The 17002-nt window shown below is 70.7% G+C and carries 14 protein-coding genes; 3 read left to right on the top strand and 11 right to left on the bottom strand.

The genetic code is table 11. From position 1 onward, the window contains the following. Nucleotides 1-5 precede the first annotated feature (5 nt). The 10 genes from ENE75_RS04900 to rpsB all read right to left on the bottom strand — a co-directional run bounded on the left by ENE75_RS04900 (nt 6) and on the right by rpsB (nt 10299). Nucleotides 6-527: an OmpH/Skp family outer membrane protein gene (locus ENE75_RS04900; protein ID WP_128196149.1), complete on the bottom strand. Its 522-nt coding sequence runs from the start codon at nt 525-527 to the stop codon at nt 6-8. Next, a complete protein-coding gene (gene bamA, locus ENE75_RS04895; RefSeq protein WP_128196147.1) occupies nt 527-2833 on the bottom strand; it encodes an outer membrane protein assembly factor BamA in 2307 nt (768 codons plus the stop codon). The genes ENE75_RS04900 and bamA overlap by 1 nt, the downstream gene beginning before the upstream one ends. Nucleotides 2834-2843: 10 nt before the next feature. After that, entirely contained in the window at nt 2844-4208 is a 1365-nt protein-coding gene (rseP, locus tag ENE75_RS04890) for an RIP metalloprotease RseP (RefSeq protein ID WP_128196145.1), read from the bottom strand. Further along, nucleotides 4205-5392 (bottom strand): 1-deoxy-D-xylulose-5-phosphate reductoisomerase, encoded by a 1188-nt coding sequence (locus tag ENE75_RS04885; RefSeq protein WP_128196143.1) that lies wholly within the window; start codon nt 5390-5392, stop codon nt 4205-4207. Before ENE75_RS04885 ends, rseP begins: the two co-directional genes overlap by 4 nt. After that, nucleotides 5392-6225 (bottom strand): phosphatidate cytidylyltransferase, encoded by an 834-nt coding sequence (locus ENE75_RS04880; RefSeq protein WP_128196140.1) that lies wholly within the window; start codon nt 6223-6225, stop codon nt 5392-5394. Before ENE75_RS04880 ends, ENE75_RS04885 begins: the two co-directional genes overlap by 1 nt. Nucleotides 6226-6314: 89 nt before the next feature. Next, on the bottom strand, nt 6315-7064 hold the full coding sequence (uppS, locus tag ENE75_RS04875; protein WP_233258919.1) for a polyprenyl diphosphate synthase: 750 nt from the start codon (nt 7062-7064) through the stop codon (nt 6315-6317). 15 nt (nt 7065-7079) lie between these two features. After that, the gene (frr, locus tag ENE75_RS04870) at nt 7080-7646 is read right to left on the bottom strand and encodes a ribosome recycling factor (protein ID WP_128196138.1); all 567 of its coding nucleotides are present in this window, start codon (nt 7644-7646) and stop codon (nt 7080-7082) included. Between the two features lie 19 nt (nt 7647-7665). After that, complete coding sequence (pyrH, locus tag ENE75_RS04865; protein WP_128196136.1) at nt 7666-8376, bottom strand: UMP kinase; 711 nt, start codon at nt 8374-8376, stop codon at nt 7666-7668. A gap of 201 nt (nt 8377-8577) precedes the next feature. Further along, nucleotides 8578-9474: a translation elongation factor Ts gene (tsf, locus tag ENE75_RS04860; RefSeq protein WP_128196134.1), complete on the bottom strand. Its 897-nt coding sequence runs from the start codon at nt 9472-9474 to the stop codon at nt 8578-8580. A 78-nt stretch (nt 9475-9552) separates the two neighbouring features. Then, nucleotides 9553-10299: a 30S ribosomal protein S2 gene (rpsB, locus tag ENE75_RS04855; RefSeq protein ID WP_128196131.1), complete on the bottom strand. Its 747-nt coding sequence runs from the start codon at nt 10297-10299 to the stop codon at nt 9553-9555. 206 nt (nt 10300-10505) lie between these two features. Between rpsB and ENE75_RS04850 the strand changes: the two genes are divergently transcribed. The 3 genes from ENE75_RS04850 to ENE75_RS04840 are packed head-to-tail and all read left to right on the top strand — an operon-like array spanning nt 10506 to nt 14668. Next, the gene (locus ENE75_RS04850; RefSeq protein WP_128196129.1) at nt 10506-11870 is read left to right on the top strand and encodes an amidase; all 1365 of its coding nucleotides are present in this window, start codon (nt 10506-10508) and stop codon (nt 11868-11870) included. A gap of 10 nt (nt 11871-11880) precedes the next feature. Then, nucleotides 11881-13134 carry a D-amino acid dehydrogenase gene (locus tag ENE75_RS04845; protein WP_128196127.1) on the top strand — a complete coding sequence of 418 codons (1254 nt, stop codon included), beginning with the start codon at nt 11881-11883 and terminating at the stop codon, nt 13132-13134. Between the two features lie 13 nt (nt 13135-13147). After that, the gene (locus ENE75_RS04840) at nt 13148-14668 is read left to right on the top strand and encodes an NAD(P)H-hydrate dehydratase (RefSeq protein ID WP_128196124.1); all 1521 of its coding nucleotides are present in this window, start codon (nt 13148-13150) and stop codon (nt 14666-14668) included. A 45-nt stretch (nt 14669-14713) separates the two neighbouring features. Here the strand turns inward: ENE75_RS04840 and rnr are convergent, their stop codons facing one another. Next, nucleotides 14714-16909, bottom strand: a complete 2196-nt coding sequence (gene rnr, locus ENE75_RS04835) for a ribonuclease R (protein WP_375138467.1) — start codon at nt 16907-16909, stop codon at nt 14714-14716. Nucleotides 16910-17002 lie beyond the last annotated feature (93 nt).

Raw genomic sequence — 17002 nt, 5'->3', positions numbered from 1 at the left:
AGGGGTCACTTGCCGCCGGCGGCGTTGTTCAGGGTGCGGATGACCTTGTCGGTGATGTCCACCCGCGGGCCGGCAAAGACCACGCCGTCCTGGACGATGAGGTCGTACTTCTCGCCGTCGAAGATCTGCTTGATGACCTTGTTGGCACGCTCGACCACGTTGGCCAGCTCTTCGTTCTTGCGCTGGTTCAGGTCTTCCTGGAAGGCGCGGCGCTTGCGCTGCAGGTCACGGTCCTGCTCGATCAGCTCGCGCTGGCGGCGCGTGCGCTCGGCTTCTGACAGCGTGGGCGCCTCCTTGTCCAGGCGGTCGGCCGCCGCCTTCAGGCGGTTGGCGTCGTCGGCCAGTTCGCGCTCGCGCTTGCCGAACTCGGCTTCGAGCTTGGCCTGGGCCGCCTTGGCCGGCGTGGACTCACGCAGCACGCGTTCGCCGTTGATGTAGCCGATCTTCAGCTCCTGGGCGCCCGCCAGTGTCGTGGCCCCGGCGATCAGCACCGTGCAGACCAAAGTCTTGAGGGTCGTCAGGTTCATCAGAAAGCGGTCCCGATCTGGAATTGAAACTTCTGGATTCTATCGTTGGGCTGGTACTTCACCGGGGTACCCCAGCTCAGGCGCAGGGGGCCCACGGGCGACAGCCAGTTCAGGCCAATGCCGGCAGATGCACGCAGCGAACGGGCCTCGATGGGCTCGCCCTCGCGCCAGACGTTGCCGACGTCGGTGAAGGCGAACAGGCGCAGCGTCTTGTCGTTGCCACCGCCGGGCACCGGCACGTAGAACTCGGCGTTGGCGTTGAACTTGCGCGCCCCGCCGATGAAGGCGCCGGTGGGGTCGATCACGCCGAGTGAGCTCTGCTCGAACACACGCACCGAGCCCAGGCCGCCGCCATAGAAGTTCTTGAACAGCGGGTACGGACGACTGCCCAGGCCCTTGCCCCAGCCGATCTCGGCATTGAGCATCAGCGAATACTGGGTGCCGAAGGGGAAGTACTGCTGTGCCTGCAGGTTGTTGCGCAGGTAGCGCACGTCGCCCCAGAGGCTGGCCTCTAGGTTGACGCGCAGGAAACGGCCGCTGGTGGGCGCCAGCGCACTGTCGCGCGCATCCCGCGCCCAGCCAACGGTCAGCGGCCAGGCGGTGCTGCTCTCGCCGAAGGCCTGCCGGTACAGGAAGTAGCTGTTGGGGATGCCGGCCGTGGCGCCGATCTTGGTGCGCTCCCAGCCGATGCCCATGAAGACGGTGTCGTACTCGGAGAACGGCACGCCGAAGCGGATCGACGCGCCCGGCGTGGCGATCTGGTACTTGTCGCCCAGGCTGTTGAAGGGGCGGGTCGTGCGGTAGAAGAGCGACAGTGCGCGCGACACGCCGTCGACGGTGAAGTACGGCTCCACCGTGCTGAACTCGAAACTGCGCGAGGACTTGCTGGTGTTGAGCTCCACGCCCAGGTAGTTGCCAGAGCCGAAGACGTTGTCCTGCTTGACCGACGCGGTGAGCGACAGCCGCTCCGAGCTAGAGAAGCCGGCGCCGATCAGCAGGTTGCCGGTGGGCTTTTCCTTGACCTTGACGACGAGGTCGACCTGGTCGGGCGCGCCCGGCACCTCGCGGGTCTCGACGTCGACCTCGGAGAAGTAGCCCAGGCGGTCGACGCGATCGCGCGAGAGCTTGATGCGCGCGCCGTCGTACCAGGCCGACTCCAACTGCCGGAACTCGCGCCGCACCACCTCGTCGCGCGTGCGCGTGTTGCCTGCCACGTCGATGCGGCGCACGTACACGCGGCGCTGCGGGTTGGCGGTGAACACGACAACGACCTGGGCATTGGCGCGGTCGATCTCGGGTCGCGCCTCGACACGGGCGAAGGCGTAGCCATAGAGCCCGTACAGGTCGGTCATCGACTTCTGCGTGGCGGTGACGGCCGCACCGCGGTAGGCCTCGCCGGGACGAACGGCCACCAGCTGCCGGAAGGCGTCCTCACGGCCCAGGTAGTCGCCCTCCAGGCGCACGCCAGTGACCGTGTAACGCTGTCCCTCGCGCACCGAGACCGCGATCGAGATGTCCTGCTTGTCGGGGGAGATGGTGACCTGCGTGGACTCGACCGCGAACTCCAGGTAGCCGCGGTCGACGTAGAAGGCGCGCAGGGTCTCGAGGTCGCCGTTGAGGGCGGCGCGCGAGTAGCGGTCGGACTTGGTGTACCAGGTCAGCCAGCCCGGGGTGGTCAGCTCCAGCTGGCCGAGCAGCGTCTTCTCATCGAAGACCTCGGTGCCGAGGATGCGGATCTCGCGGATGCGCGCCGCCTCGCCCTCGGTCATCGTGAAGGTCACGTTGACGCGGTTGCGCTCGATCGGCGTGATCGTCGTCACCACCTCGGCGCCATACAGGCTGCGCGTGAGGTACTGACGCTTGATCTCCTGCTCGGCGCGGTCCACCAGCGCCTTGTCGAAGGGCAGCCCCTCGCCGATGCCGGCGTCGCGAAGCGCCTTAAGCATCTGCTCCGACTCGAACTCCTTGAGCCCGCTGAAGTTCACGCGCGCGATCACCGGCCGTTCGGCCACGATGATCACCGCGGTCTGGTCCTCGATCTCGATGCGCACGTCGGAGAACAGGCCGGTGGTGAACAGGGCACGCAGCGCAGCGGCGGCCTTCTCGTCGGTGTAGGTCTCGCCGACGCGGAACGGCAGCGCGGCGAACACCGTGCCGGGGTCGGCGCGCTGCAGGCCTTCGACGCGGATGTCCTTGAGCGTGAAGGGTTCGACCGCCAGCGCCCGCAGGGGCACAGACAGGGCAGCGACGGCCACCACGGCCGTGGCGACCGGGCGCAACGGCCCGAACGGAAAATGAAGCGACATGGAGTTGGGATCAGTGCAGGCCGAGGAGCCGGGCCACGTCATTGAACAGGGCCACCGACATCATGACCACCAGCACGGCAATGCCGCCACGCTGCAGCCGCGCAAGCCAGAGTTCGGAGACCGGCCTGCCCGTGACACCCTCGAAAAGATAATACATCAGGTGTCCGCCATCGAGCATCGGCAGCGGCAGCAGGTTCAGGACGCCCAGGCTCACGCTGACCAGCGCCAGGAAACCGAGGTAGTAGGCCAGGCCACGCTCGACCGACTGGCCGGCCGCGTCGGCGATCGTCAGTGGCCCGCTGAGGTTCTTCACCGAGGCCTCGCCGACCAGCATGCGGCCGATCATGCGCACGGTCAGGGTGGAGATTTCCCAGGTGCGTGCCAGGCCCTGGGCCAGCCCATCCACCGGACCCCGCCGTACCGTCACCATCTCCGGGGCTGCGCCCACGTAGGCATCGATGCGGCCGCGGAGCTGCCCGCCGTCGTCCACCAGGCGCGGCGTGACCGAGATGTCCCGCACCGAACCCGCCCGCTCGACACGCCACAACAGCCGCTGCGGCTGGCCGTCGACCACCGCGGCCCGGATGCGCTCGCGCAGCGCCTGCGCGTCGCCCACGGGTTCGCCGTTGATCGCCAGCACGCGGTCACCCTTGGCCAGACCGGCCCGGGCCGCCGGCCCGCCGGGTTGCAGGTCGCCGAGCACCGGGGCGCTGAAGGGCGCACCCAGGCCGATGCGGCGCAGCGCCGCGGCATCCACGTCCTTGGTCTCGAGCGCATCCAGCGGCAGCAGCACCGTGCGGCTGCCATGCCCCTGCCGGTCGCTGAGCATCAGCTGCAGCGGCTGGCCATCGAGCGCGGCGCGGGTCACGCGCCAACGCAGGTCGGCCATGGATTCCACGTCCTCCCATTCGCCACCGGGCAGCGCGGCCGAGCGCACCCAGTCGCCGGCGCGCAGGTCCGCCGTCTGCGCCAGGCTTCCGGCCAGTGGCGTGCCCAGCACGGCCTTGGCCTCCTGCACACCGATCCACTGCGACGCCGCCAGCAGCACCACCGCCAGCCCCAGGTTAGCCAGCGGCCCGGCGGCCACGATGGCCGTGCGCTGGCGCAGCGGCTTGCGGTTGAAGGCACGGTCGCGCTCGCCGGGCAGCACACCGTCCTCGCGCTCGTCGAGCATGCGCACGTAGCCGCCCAGCGGCAGCGCACAGAGCACGAACTCCGTCTCGCCGCGCTGCCAGCGCAGCAGCGGCCGGCCGAAGCCGATGGAGAAGCGCAGCACCTTCACGCCGCAGGCGACGGCCACGCGGTAGTGGCCGTACTCGTGCACCACGATGAGCACGCCCAGCGTGAGCAGGAAGGCCAGCACGGTGGTGATCATCGCGTCAGCGCTCCGATCTCCAGGCGCGCCTGTGCACGGGCCTGCGCGTCCAGTGCCATCAGGTCCTCCAGCGCGGCCAGGCGCCCGATGCGCGGTGCCATCGCATCCACGGTGCGTGCATTGACGCTGTGAATCTGCGGGAAGCGGATGGTTCCGTCGAGGAAGGCCGCCACGGCCTCCTCGTTGGCGGCGTTGAGCACGGCCGACGCGCCCTCGGGACCGGACAGCGCGTCGTAGGCCAGGAACAGGCCCGGAAACCGCTCGCGCGTGGCCGGCTCGAAGGTCAGTGCCTTCAGCGACAGGAAGTCCAGCGCCGGTGCGCCGGACTCGATGCGCTCCGGGAACGACAGACCGTAGGCGATGGGCACCTTCATGTCCGGCGTGCCCAGCTGCGCCAGCACGGACGCATCGCGGCACACCACCATCGAGTGCACGATGCTCTGGGGGTGGATGACGACCCGGATCCGCTCCGGCGGCAGGCTGAACAGCCAGTGTGCCTCGATGACCTCCAGCGCCTTGTTCATCATCGTGGCCGAATCCACCGAAATCTTGCGCCCCATCACCCAGTTCGGGTGCGCCACGGCCTCGTCGGGCGTCACGTCGTGCAACGACGCGGGGTCCCGCGTGCGGAAGGGCCCCCCGGAGGCGGTGAGCACGATGTGGTCGATGCGGCTGTTCCAGCTGCCGCGGTCTTCCGGCAGGCACTGGAAGATGGCCGAGTGCTCGCTGTCGATGGGCAGCAGCGTGGCGCCGCCGGCGCGCACCGCGTCCATGAAGAAAGCGCCGCCGACGACCAGCGCCTCCTTGTTGGCCAGCAGCAGGCGCTTGCCGGCGCGCGCTGCGGCCAGGCAAGGCGCCAGGCCAGCGGCGCCGACGATGGCAGCCATCACGCTGTCCACCTCCGGGTGCGACGCCAGGTCGCACAACGCACTCGGCCCCACGGCCACCTCGGTGGCCACACCAGCCGCCAGCAGCCCGGCCCGCAGGCGCGCGGCCGCTGCGTCGTCAGGCACCACCGCCAGCCGCGGCCGGAACCGCACACACTGCGCCAACAGTTCGTCGACGCGCCGCTGGGCCGTGAGGCCGAAGACTTCGTAGCGGTCGGGGTGGCGCGCGACCACGTCGAGCGTGCTCACGCCGATCGAGCCGGTGGCACCAAGGATGGCAAGACGTTGTCGGGTCATCAGGACAGGCCGAGCGCGGCGACGAGGGGAAAAACGGGCAGCAGCGCATCGATGCGGTCGAGCACGCCGCCATGACCCGGCAGCAGGCGGCTGCTGTCCTTGGCACCGGCGGCGCGCTTGACCAGCGACTCCACCAGATCGCCCAGCACGCTGGCTGCCGACAGCAGCACCAGCACCGCCGCCGCACCGGCGAAGCCAAAATGGCCGACCAGTCGCGTGGCCAGCCCCGCACTGCCGGTGTCGACCTGCCGGTCGAACCACCACCAGGCTGCCGCCAGCAGCAGCACACCGATCACCCCGCTGACCGCGCCTTCCCAGGTCTTGCCGGGGCTGATCGACGGTGCGAGCTTGTGGCGTCCGAAGGCCCGGCCACCGGCATAGGCGGCAATGTCGGCCACCCAGACCAGGCACATCACCGACAGCAGGAACACGACGCCCTCGGCATGTGCACGCACCAGGCCGAGCCAGGCCACGGCCAGCAGCAGCGGCCCGAGCGCCACCCGCAGCGTGCGCGGCCAGCGCGTCCAGCCGGCCGGCCCCTGGCGCAGCGCAAACGCCCCCGCCACCAGCCAAGTCAGGGCGCCAAGCTGGCAGACGGTGCTGGAGCCCTCGGCGGGCTGCGCCCTGGCCAGCAACAGGGCCAGCATGGCCGTCAGCGCGCCCAGGCCGAGCGCAGGCCCCCCCGCCAGACCGTTGAGCCGGCCCCACTCCCACCCGGCGGCAGCCACGAAAGCCAGCGTGAGGGCGGCGAATGGCCAGGGCATGGGCGCGAACAGCGCAGGCAGCAGCACCGCCAGCAGCACCACGGCGGTCACGATGCGCTGGCCCAGCATCGCGTCAGGTCCGGGTTGCGGCCGCCGGGGCCGCTGCCGTCGACAACGGGGGCGGCGAACGCCTGGCGCCTGCGGAAAGCGGCGTCATGTCAGCGACGAGTGTCGATGGCACCGAACCGCCGGTCGCGCCGGGCGAACGCCGTCAGCGCCGCATCGATCTCGGCGTCGCCGAAGTCGGGCCACAGGCAGTCGGTGAAGAACAGCTCGGAGTAGGCCGCCTGCCAGAGCAGGAAGTTGCTGATCCGCATCTCGCCGCCGGTGCGGATGAACAGGTCCGGGTCGGGCGCGAACGACAGCGCCATGTGCTGCGACAGCCAGCCCTCGTCGAGTTGTTCCGGCGGCAGGCCCTGGGCCAGGGCCTGCCGCGCCGCCTGCACGACGTCCCAGCGCCCGCCGTAGTTGAAGGCCACCGCCAGCGTGATGCGCGTGTTCTTCTCGGTCAGCGACTCGGCATGCTCCCAGGCCTGGCGCAGCTTGTCCGACACGGCGGAACGGTCGCCGATGATGCGGATGCGCACGCCGTCGCCCGCCAGCTTGGCGAGGTACTTCGACACCGCCACCAGCACCAGGCCCATCAGGCCGGAGACCTCCTCGGTCGGACGCTTCCAGTTCTCCGACGAGAAGGCGAAGACCGTCAGGTACTCCACGCCGCGGTCGGCGAATGCATTGACGGTCTTGACCAGCACGTCGACGCCGGCCTTGTGGCCGAAGAAGCGCGGCATGTAGCGCTGGCGTGCCCAGCGGCCATTGCCGTCCATCACGACGGCCACGTGCCGGGGCACGCTGCGAGGTTCGGCAGCCTGCGGGCCGGCCGCCGGGGGCATCAGGGACTCGAGCATCGGCGACATGGCGGATCAGACCGCCATCACCTCGGCTTCCTTGCCCTGCACCAGGCGGTCGATCTCGGCGATGGTGCGATCGGTGAGCCGCTGCACCTCGTCCTGCGCGCGGCGCTCGTCGTCCTCGGTGGCCAGCTTGTCCTTGAGCAGGCGCTTGAGGTGGTCGTTGGCCTCGCGGCGCACTGCACGCACGGCCACCTTGGCTTCCTCTCCGGTGTGGCGCACCACCTTGGTCAGGTCGCGCCGCCGCTCCTCGGACAGTGCCGGCATCGGCACGCGCAGCAGGTCACCCTGCGACGCCGGGTTCAGACCGAGGTCCGACTCGCGGATGGCCTTCTCGATCTTCGGCCCCATGCCCTTCTCCCAGGGCTGGACGCTGATCGTGCGTGCGTCCAGCAGGCTCACGTTGGCCACCTGACTGATGGGCACCATGGAGCCGTAGTACTCCACGTGCACCTGATCGAGGATGCCGGGGTGGGCGCGTCCGGTGCGGATCTTCGCCAGTTCGCCCTTGAGGGCCTCGACCGACTTGCCCATCTTGTGCTCGGCGGTCTGCTTGATCTCGGGAATGGTGCCTGCCATTGCTCTCGTGCTCCAGGGTTCAGACGTGGACCAGGGTGCCCTCGTTCTCGCCGCGCACGACGCGCTCCAGCGCACCGGGCTTGAAGATGCTGAACACCTTGATCGGCAGCTTCTGGTCGCGGCACAGCGCGAAGGCCGTCGCGTCCATCACCTGCAGGTTGCGTGCGATCGCCTCGTCGAACGTGATGTTCTCGTAGCGCTTCGCGTCGGGATCCTTGGCCGGGTCGGCGGTGTAGACGCCGTCGACCTTGGTCGCCTTGAGCACCAGTTCGGCGCCGATCTCGGCGCCGCGCAGGGCCGCGGCGGTGTCGGTGGTGAAGAAGGGGTTGCCGGTGCCGGCCGCGAACACCACGACCTTGCCCTCCTCCAGGTACTGCAGCGCCTTCGGGCGCACATAGGGCTCGACCACCTGCTCGATGCTGATGGCCGACATGACGCGCGCGGTCATGCCTTCCTGGCGCATCGTGTCGGCCAGCGCCAGCGAGTTCATCACCGTGGCCAGCATGCCCATGTAGTCGGCCGTGGCGCGGTCCATGCCCACGGACCCACCGGCCACACCGCGGAAGATGTTGCCGCCGCCGATGACGACGGCCACCTCGACGCCCTGGTCCGTGACCTGGCGCACCTCGCGCACCATGCGCACGATGGTGGCGCGGTTGATGCCGTAGGCGTCGTCGCCCATCAGGGCCTCGCCGGAGAGCTTGAGCAGGATGCGTTTGTACGCGGGCATGCGCGGGGCCCTCCCTTGGGGCACGGTGGTGTTCGGTTCAGCGCGCAGTCTAACGCCCGGGGCCAAGGGCCCCGGTGGCTTCACAGTCGGTTTCCGGCCGGAAACACGCGCGGCGTCTGGGCAGCGGCGGACGCAGCCCGCACGCGACGGGCCATGCGTCCAGTCACGTGGCCGACGGCAACGGCGGCCACGCGTGGGTCATCAGCCATTCTTGGCCGCGGCCACCTGGGCGGCGACTTCGGCGGCGAAGTCGTCGGCCTTCTTCTCGATGCCCTCGCCCACCACGTACAGGGTGAAGCCCTTCACCGTGGTGCCCTTGTCCTTGAGCATCGCGCCCACGGTCTGCTTGCCGTCGGCGGCCTTGACGAAGACCTGGTCGAGCAGCGAGACCTCCTTGAGGAACTTCTGCACCGTGCCTTCGACCATCTTGGCGACGATCTCGGCCGGCTTGCCGCTCTCGGCCGCCTTCTCGGTGGCGATCTTGCGCTCCTTCTCGACCACGTCCGCCGGCACCTCGGCCGACGACAGGGCCGCGGGCTTCATCGCCGCGACGTGCATCGCCACGTCCTTGGCCGCCACCGCGTCGCCGTCGAACTCGACGACCACGCCGATGCGGGTGCCGTGCAGGTAGTGGGCCAGCTGGCCGCCGCTGGCGTAGCGCTTGAAGCGGCGGATGGTCATGTTCTCGCCGATCTTGCCGATCAGGCCCTTGCGCACGTCCTCGACGGTGGGGCCGAAGCTCTCCATCGACAGCGGCAGCGCCGACAGCGCGGCGACGTCGGCCGGGGCTTCCTTGGCCACCAGCTCGGCGCAGGCCTTCACGAAGGCCAGGAAGGCGTCGTTCTTGGAGACGAAGTCGGTCTCGCAGTTGACCTCGACCAGCGCGCCGGTGCTGCCGTCCACGGCGGCCGACACCACGCCCTCGGCGGTGATGCGCGCGGCGGCCTTGCCGGCCTTGTTGCCCAGCTTGACGCGCAGGATCTCCTCGGCGCGGGCGATGTCACCCTCGGCCTCGGTCAGCGCCTTCTTGCACTCCATCATCGGCGCGTCGGTCTTCGCGCGCAGTTCGGCAACCATGCCGGCGGTGATAGCAGCCATTTCAACTCTCCTGATTCGGTTGGCAAACCGGCCGGGCGCGAAGGCTCGCGGCCGGCCGGTGGTTCAAGGGAAGCCGGCTCAGGCTTCTTCTTCGCGGACCTCGACGAACTCGTCGCCTTCGCTGGCGGCGGCCACGACCTCGTTGGTCGCGTTGGCCTTGCCTTCCAGCACCGCGTCGGCGATGGCGCGGGCATACAGCGCCACGGCCTTGGCCGAGTCGTCGTTGCCCGGGATCACGTAGTCGATGCCCTGCGGCGAGTGGTTGGTGTCGACGATGCCGATCACCGGGATGCCCAGCTTCTTGGCCTCGGCCACGGCGATCTTGTGGTAACCGACGTCGATCACGAACATCGCGTCAGGCAGCGCGTTCATGTCCTGGATGCCGCCAATGTCCTTCTCGAGCTTGGCCAGCTCGCGCTCGAACATCAGGCCTTCCTTCTTGATCATCTGCTCGATGCCGGCTTCCTTGGTCGCCTGCATGTCCTTGAGCTTCTTCAGCGAGCCCTTGACCGTCTTGAAGTTGGTCAGCATGCCGCCCAGCCAGCGCTGGTCGACGAAGGGCATGCCGCAGCGATGGGCCTCGGCGTTGATGACCTCGCGCGCCTGGCGCTTGGTGCCGATCATCAGGATCGTGCCGCGGCGGGCCGACAGCTGGCGCACGAACTTCAGTGCTTCCTCGAAGAGCGGCTGCGTCTTCTCGAGGTTGATGATGTGGATCTTGTTGCGGTGGCCGTAGATGTACGGGGCCATCCGCGGGTTCCAGAAGCGCGTCTGGTGGCCGAAATGGACACCCGCTTCCAGCATTTCACGCATGGAGACAGACATGGAAACTCCGAAGGTTGGGTCTAGAATCCCGGCGCTCACCGAAGCCCGCGCCGGGCCTGACAAACGGCCTTGAGCGCCTGACCTCGACACCTTTCGGCTGCCGGGTTCGCGATTTGTCTTCCCCGGCCTGACGAACGAGCCAGTCGAACAATCAGGCGGGCCACCGAACTTCTGTCCAGTCGCACACCCGTGCCGGGTAAAACCCAATGAGTATAGCACCCCGCGGCACGGATCTCTCCGCCGCGCAAGACCGCGTGCAACGCGGCGAGACCACGGCCACTGCACTTCTGGCCGCCAGCCTGGCCGCCGCGGATGCCCCGGCCAACGCCCACGTCTACCTGCGCCGCTTCGACGCCGGTGCCCGTGCGGCCGCGGCTGCGGCCGATCTGCAGGCGGCCGCAGGGCAGCCGCTGCCGCCGCTGGGCGGCCTGGCGGTGTCGGTGAAGGACCTGTTCGACGTCGCCGGTGCGCCCACCACCGCCGGCTCGGCCGCGATGGCCGACGCCCCAGCCGCCGCCGCGGACTGCCCGGCGGTGGCGCGGCTGCGTGCGGCGGGCGCGGCGCTGACGGGCCACACCAACCTCAGCGAGTTCGCCTTCTCCGGCGTCGGGCTGAACCCGCACCATCGCACGCCCGCCAATGCCGCCACAGCGGCCCTGGATCCCACGCCGCGCGTCCCTGGTGGCTCGACGTCCGGCGGCGCCGTCAGCGTGGCCACCGGCGCGGCGTGGGCGGCGTTGGGCTCGGACACCGGCGGCTCCATCCGCATCCCTGCGGCGCTGCACGGCCTGGTCGGGTTCAAGAGCACACAACGCCTCGTGCCGCTGGACGGGGCCGTGCCGCTGTCGACCACGCTGGACACGGCCTGCGCCATCACCCGTTCGGTGCGCGACGCGGTGCGCCTGCACGAGGTGCTGGCGTCGCGACGGGTGCTCCAGATGCCGCGTGAGCCGTCGGCCTGGCGGTTCCTGGTGCCGACGACGCTGATGCTCGACGCCCTCGAACCCGCCGTGGCCGCCGCCTTCGACGGCGCCTTGCGCGCGCTGCGCGACGCCGGTGCCTGCATCGTCGAACGGCCGCTGCCAGCGCTGGCCGAACTGGCCACGCTGAACGCCACTGGCGGCTTTGCCGCGGCGGAAAGCTGGGCCTGGCACCGCCAGCGGCTGGGCACTCGGGGTAACCAGTACGACCCGCGCGTGGCGCTGCGCATCCGCCGCGGCGAAGCGATCGGCGCCGCCGACTACATCGACCTGCTGGCCGCGCGCCGGCGCTGGATCGCCAAGGTCGAGGCCGAGGTACAAGGCTTCGACGCCCTGCTCGCGCCCACGGTGCCACTGCTGCCACCGCCGATCGCCCCGCTGCTGGCCGACGACGCCGCCTTCTTCTCGGTCAACGCGCTGCTGCTGCGCAACCCTTCGGTGGTCAACTTCATGGACGGCTGCGCCCTCTCCCTGCCCTGCCACGCCGCGGGCGACTGGCCCGTGGGCCTGATGCTGTTCGCCCCGGCCATGGCCGACGACCGCCTGCTCGCCGCAGCAGCGTTCGCCGAATCGGTGCTGCCGGCCCGCTGAACCCCAGACCATGCGCATCGCCATCATCGGCGCCGGCATCATCGGCGTCACGACCGCCTACGAACTCTCGGCCGACGGCCATGCCGTGACCGTCTTCGAACGCGGCAGCGCCGTCGCCGACGGCACCAGCTTCGCCAACGCCGGCGTCGTGGCGCCGGGCTACGTCACACCCTGGGCCGCGCCGGGCATGGCCTGGAAGGTGCTGCGGCAGATGACCGGCCGCCACGCCGCGGTGCGGGTGGCGCCATCGGCGCTGCTGCGCGACGCCGGCTGGCTGTGGCGCTGGTGGCGCGCCTGCCGGCCCGCCGTGCACGGCGCCAACCGCACCCACATGCACCGTCTGGCGCGCTACAGCCAGGAACGGCTGACCGGCCTGAGCCAGCGCCTGCAACTGGACTACGAGCGGGGCCAGGGCTACATGGTGCTGTTGCGCGGCGAGCGTGAACTGGCCGCCGCGCGGGGTGGCCTGAAGCTGCTGGCCGAACTGGGCGTGGCCTTCGAACTGCTGGACGGGGCGCGCGCCCGGCAACTGGAGCCCGGCCTGAACCCCGGGGCACCGCTGCGCGCGGCCATCCACCTGCCGCTGGACGGCGTGGGCAACTGCCGGCAATTCGCCCACCTGCTCAAGGCCGAGGCGCAAAAACTGGGGGCCCGCTTCCAGTTCCAGCAGACGGTGCGCGCGGTGCACCCCGGGCCGACGGTGACGCTGGACCTGACCGACGGCCCCCAGGCCTTCGACGCCGCGGTGGTCTGCGCCGGCGTCGACGCCGGCGCGCTGCTGGCGCCGCTGGGGCTGCGCCTGCCGCTGCTGCCGGTGTGGGGCTATTCGCTCACCGCGCCGCTGCGCGAGCTCGAGCATGCGCCGGACCTCGGCCCGCGCAGCGCCTTGATGGACGAACGCTACAAGGTCGCGATCTCGCGCCTGGGCCGGCGCGTGCGCGTGGCCGGCAGCGCGGAACTGGGCGGCCAGGCCGGCCGCTTCCACGACGGCGCCATGGCCACGCTGCACCAGGTGCTGGACGACTGGTTCCCGGGCGCGGCGCAACTCGCCAAGGCCCAGCGCTGGAAGGGTGCGCGCCCGATGCTGCCGGACGGCCCACCGGTGATCGGCCCCAGCGGCCGCGAAGGCCTCTGGCTGAACCTGGGCCATGGCTCCAGCGGCTGGGCCCTGTCGGCCGGCAGCGCCCGTGCGCTGGCCGACCTCATGGCCGGGCGTACCCCTGGCGTGGCCTTGGACGGGCTGGGCGTCGAGCGCTTTGCGTGACACAGTGCGGACCATGGATCCCGCCGTCGATGCCCGCCCCACCCTGCCCGTGGCCGTGCTGCCGGCCACGCGGTCCTGGCCGCTGCACGACACGGCCGCCTCGCGCGCGATGGAAGCTGCTGCCGCCTCGCAGTTGCCGCCGCATGCGCTCATGGCCCGGGCCGGTCGCGCTGTGGCCCGGCTGGCCCTGGCACTGGCGCCGCGCGCACGCAGCGTGTTGGTCCTTGCGGGCCCCGGCAACAACGGGGGCGATGCGTTGCTGGCCGCGGCCCTGCTGCACGACGCCGGTGTGCCAGTGTGGCTGGTGTTGCTGGCCGACCCCGGTCGGCTGCCCACCGATGCCACCTGGGCGCTGGCGCAGGTGCGTCGGCGCGCGGGCCTGGTCGTCCATGCGGCGATGCCCGCCAGCTGGCAGGCCGACCTCGTCATCGACGGGCTGCTGGGGCTGGGCCTGGCCCGCGCCCCGGCGGGCCCGGTGGCTGAGGCGATCGCAGCCGTTGGCACGTACCGCGGCCCGGTGCTGGCCATCGACCTGCCCTCGGGCCTGGACGGGGACCGTGGCACCACGTTCGGCGGCATCGCCATCCGCGCGACCCACACGCTGGCCCTGCTGAGCCTGAAGCCAGGCCTGTTCACCGCCGAAGGCCGTGACCACGCCGGTCAGGTCTGGTTCGACGACCTGGGCGTGGCGCCCGTCACGACCCGGCTGCGGCTGGCCGGCCCGCCGGCGATGTTGGCGGTACCCCACAGCGCGCACAAGGGCCGCTTCGGCGACATGGTGGTCGTCGGCGGTGCGCCGGGCATGACCGGCGCGGCCGCGCTGGCGGCCCATGCGGGACTGGCCGCCGGTGCGGGACGGGTCTACCTGGCCAGCTTGAATGCCGACGCCGGCAGCGCAACGTGCCGCCTGGAGCTGATGCAGCGCCACGTCGACGACATGCTGGAGCCGGAAACGCTCCGGGCACGAACGGTGGTGGCCGGCTGCGGCGGCGGCGAGCCCATGCGCGCCGTTCTCCCTGCCCTGCTGCGCCACGCGGCCCGGCTGGTGCTGGACGCGGATGCGCTCAACGCCGTGGCGGCCGACACCGCGCTGCAGCACGCACTCGCCGCCCGCGGCGCGGCAGGCCGACCGACGGTGCTGACGCCCCACCCCTTGGAGGCGGCGCGCCTGCTGGACTGCAGCACCGGCGACGTGCAGGGCGACCGCCTCGGCGCGGCAGGTGCGCTGGCCGAGAGATTCGGTGCCGTGGTCGTGCTCAAGGGTTCCGGCAGCGTGGTGGCCTCCCCGGACGGGGCACTCATGCTGTGCCCCTTCGGCAACGGCCGTCTGGCCACGGCCGGCACGGGCGACGTGCTGGCCGGCTGGCTGGGCGGGCTGTGGGCGCGTCAGGCCGCCGCCGTGGCCGACGCCGACACCCTCGCGGACCTGGCCAGCGCCGCCGTGGCTGGCCATGGCCTGGCCGCCGAGCAGGGGCCGGGCCGCGGCCCGCTGCTGGCCACCGACCTGATCGCCGCGATGCAGGCGCTCGGCTGACTGGCAGGCCGTCGAACCGCGGCCCCTGCCTCGCGCCACCCCGACTCAGCGCTTGCGCGCAGGGGCGCGGGACTTCTTCGCCGGCGCGGCCCCCTTGCGCGCCTTGGCACGCTGGGCCTTGCCGGCGCGGTCGGCGGCCTGCACGGCGGCCAGTTCATCGGCAGCGCTGGCCTTCACGCGTGCGCGGTCCGGTCGGCCAGCGGCCAGCAGCCGCTCACCCTGGCCTTCGCGCACCATGCGGAAGTCGATGCGCCGCCCGTCAAGGTCGACACGGCTGACCTGCACCCGCACCCGCGTGCCCACGCCATACCGCACGCCGGTGCGCTCCCCGCGCAGTTCCTGGCGCGCCTCGTCGAAGCGGTAGTACTCGCCGCCGAGTTCGGTGATGTGGACCAGGCCTTCCACGTAGAGCGCATCCAGCGTGACGAAGAGGCCGAATCCGGCCACCGCGCTGACCGTGCCGCTGAATTCCTCGCCCAGGCGGTCGCGCATGTAGCGGCATTTCAGCCACGCCTCGACATCGCGCGAGGCTTCGTCGGCGCGGCGCTCGTTGGCACTGCAGTGCTGACCCGCCTGCTCCCACAGGCCCAGTTCACGCGTGGCGGCCTTCGGCGGCTTGGGCTGCAGGCGCCCGCCCTTGCGCAGCGGCGGCGGTGGCGGCACCGTGTCCACCAGGCTGATCTGGTAACGCTTTTTGCCCAGCAGCGCCTTGATCACACGGTGCACCAGCAGGTCCGGGTAGCGTCGGATCGGACTGGTGAAGTGCGTGTAGGCCGGGTAGGCCAGGCCGAAGTGCCCGGCGTTGGCCGGCGAATACACCGCCTGCTGCATCGAGCGCAACAGCATGGTGTGGATCTGCGAGGCATCGGGCCGGTCCTTGGTGGACGCGGCGAGCGTGGCCATCTCCTTGGGCGAAGGGTCGTCGCTCAGGTGCAGGCCCAGCCCCAGTGCGCGCAGGTAGTTCTGCAGCGCGATGCGCTTCTCCGGGGTCGGGCCTTCGTGCACGCGGTAGAGCGACGGATGCTCCGCGCCGGCGATGAAGTCGGCGGCACAGACGTTGGCCGCGAGCATCGCCTCCTCGATCAACCGGTGCGCATCGTTGCGCGTGCGTGGCACGATCTTCTCGATGCGGCCGTCGGCGTCGCAGACGATCTGCGTCTCGGTGGTCTCGAAGTCCATCGCGCCGCGCTGCGCACGTTGCTTGAGCAGGGCACGGTACAGGTCGTGCAGGTGCAGCAGGTGCGGCAGCAGGTCCTTGTGCTTCTGCGCCTCCGGCCCGCGGGTGTTGGCCAGCGCGGCCGCCACTTCGGTGTAGGTGAAGCGCGCATGCGAGCGGATCACGGCCGGGTAGAACTGGTAGGCCTCCACGCTGCCGTCGCCCTGGACCACCATGTCGCAGACCATGGCCAGGCGCTCGACGTCGGGGTTCAGCGAGCACAGCCCGTTGGACAGTTTCTCCGGCAGCATCGGGATCACGCGGCGCGGGAAGTAGACGGACGTGGCGCGTTCGTAGGCGTCGGCGTCCAGCGGTTCACCGGGCTTGACGTAGTGGCTGACGTCGGCAATCGCCACCAGCAGCCGCCAGCCTTCCACCGCGCTCTTGCCGCGGCCGCGCTTGAAGGGCTCGCAGTAGACGGCGTCGTCGAAGTCGCGCGCGTCCTCGCCGTCGATGGTGACCAGCGGCACGTCGGTGAGGTCGATGCGCTGGCGGCGGTCGGCCGGGCGGATCTTCTCCGGCAGCGCCGCGGCCTGGGCCAGCGTCTCGGCGCTGAAGCGGTGCGGCACCTCGTACTTGCGCACCGCGATCTCGATCTCCATGCCGGCGTCGTCGATCTCGCCCAGCACCTCGGCCACGCGGCCCACTGGCTGCGCGTGCAGCGATGGTGTCTCGGTGAGTTCCACGCTCACCACCTGCCCGGCCTGTGCGCCGGCGATGGCGTTCTTGGGGATCAGGATGTCCTGACCGAAACGGCGGTCCTCCGGCGCCACCAGCCAGTGCCCGCCCTCGTGCAGCAGGCGGCCGATGATGGGTGCCTTGCGGCGTTCGAGGATGTCGATGACGCGACCCTCGGGCCGGCCCTTGCGGTCCAGGCGGAGGATGCGCACGCGCACGCGGTCCTTGTGCAGCACGGCGCGCATCTCCTGTGGTGGCAGGTAGATGCTGGCCTCACCGTCGTCGCGCAGCACGAAGCCGTGACCGTCGCGGTGGCCCTCGACGAGACCGTCGACTTCGGCGAGCAGGCTGGCGCCGGGAGTGCTTGCAGCGTTTTCTTTTTTGATGGTATAGTCCTTTGTTCCTGACACGACGCGCAGCTTCAAAGCGATTGCATTGAA

Origin of the sequence: Rubrivivax albus (genome assembly GCF_004016515.1) — a bacterium.
GTDB classification, from domain to species: domain Bacteria; phylum Pseudomonadota; class Gammaproteobacteria; order Burkholderiales; family Burkholderiaceae_C; genus Rubrivivax; species Rubrivivax albus.
This window is presented reverse-complemented; position numbering and strand designations above follow the sequence as displayed.

Bases quoted from the DNA above. Each gene is read 5' to 3' on its own strand.
- ENE75_RS04900 (WP_128196149.1), bottom strand. From the start codon at position 527: ATGAACCTGACGACCCTCAAGACTTTGGTCTGCACGGTGCTGATCGCC.
- bamA (WP_128196147.1), bottom strand. From the start codon at position 2,833: ATGTCGCTTCATTTTCCGTTCGGGCCGTTGCGCCCGGTCGCCACGGCC.
- rseP (WP_128196145.1), bottom strand. From the start codon at position 4,208: ATGATCACCACCGTGCTGGCCTTCCTGCTCACGCTGGGCGTGCTCATC.
- ENE75_RS04885 (WP_128196143.1), bottom strand. From the start codon at position 5,392: ATGACCCGACAACGTCTTGCCATCCTTGGTGCCACCGGCTCGATCGGC.
- ENE75_RS04880 (WP_128196140.1), bottom strand. From the start codon at position 6,225: ATGCTGGGCCAGCGCATCGTGACCGCCGTGGTGCTGCTGGCGGTGCTG.
- uppS (WP_233258919.1), bottom strand. From the start codon at position 7,064: ATGCTCGAGTCCCTGATGCCCCCGGCGGCCGGCCCGCAGGCTGCCGAA.
- frr (WP_128196138.1), bottom strand. From the start codon at position 7,646: ATGGCAGGCACCATTCCCGAGATCAAGCAGACCGCCGAGCACAAGATG.
- pyrH (WP_128196136.1), bottom strand. From the start codon at position 8,376: ATGCCCGCGTACAAACGCATCCTGCTCAAGCTCTCCGGCGAGGCCCTG.
- tsf (WP_128196134.1), bottom strand. From the start codon at position 9,474: ATGGCTGCTATCACCGCCGGCATGGTTGCCGAACTGCGCGCGAAGACC.
- rpsB (WP_128196131.1), bottom strand. From the start codon at position 10,299: ATGTCTGTCTCCATGCGTGAAATGCTGGAAGCGGGTGTCCATTTCGGC.
- ENE75_RS04850 (WP_128196129.1), top strand. From the start codon at position 10,506: ATGAGTATAGCACCCCGCGGCACGGATCTCTCCGCCGCGCAAGACCGC.
- ENE75_RS04845 (WP_128196127.1), top strand. From the start codon at position 11,881: ATGCGCATCGCCATCATCGGCGCCGGCATCATCGGCGTCACGACCGCC.
- ENE75_RS04840 (WP_128196124.1), top strand. From the start codon at position 13,148: ATGGATCCCGCCGTCGATGCCCGCCCCACCCTGCCCGTGGCCGTGCTG.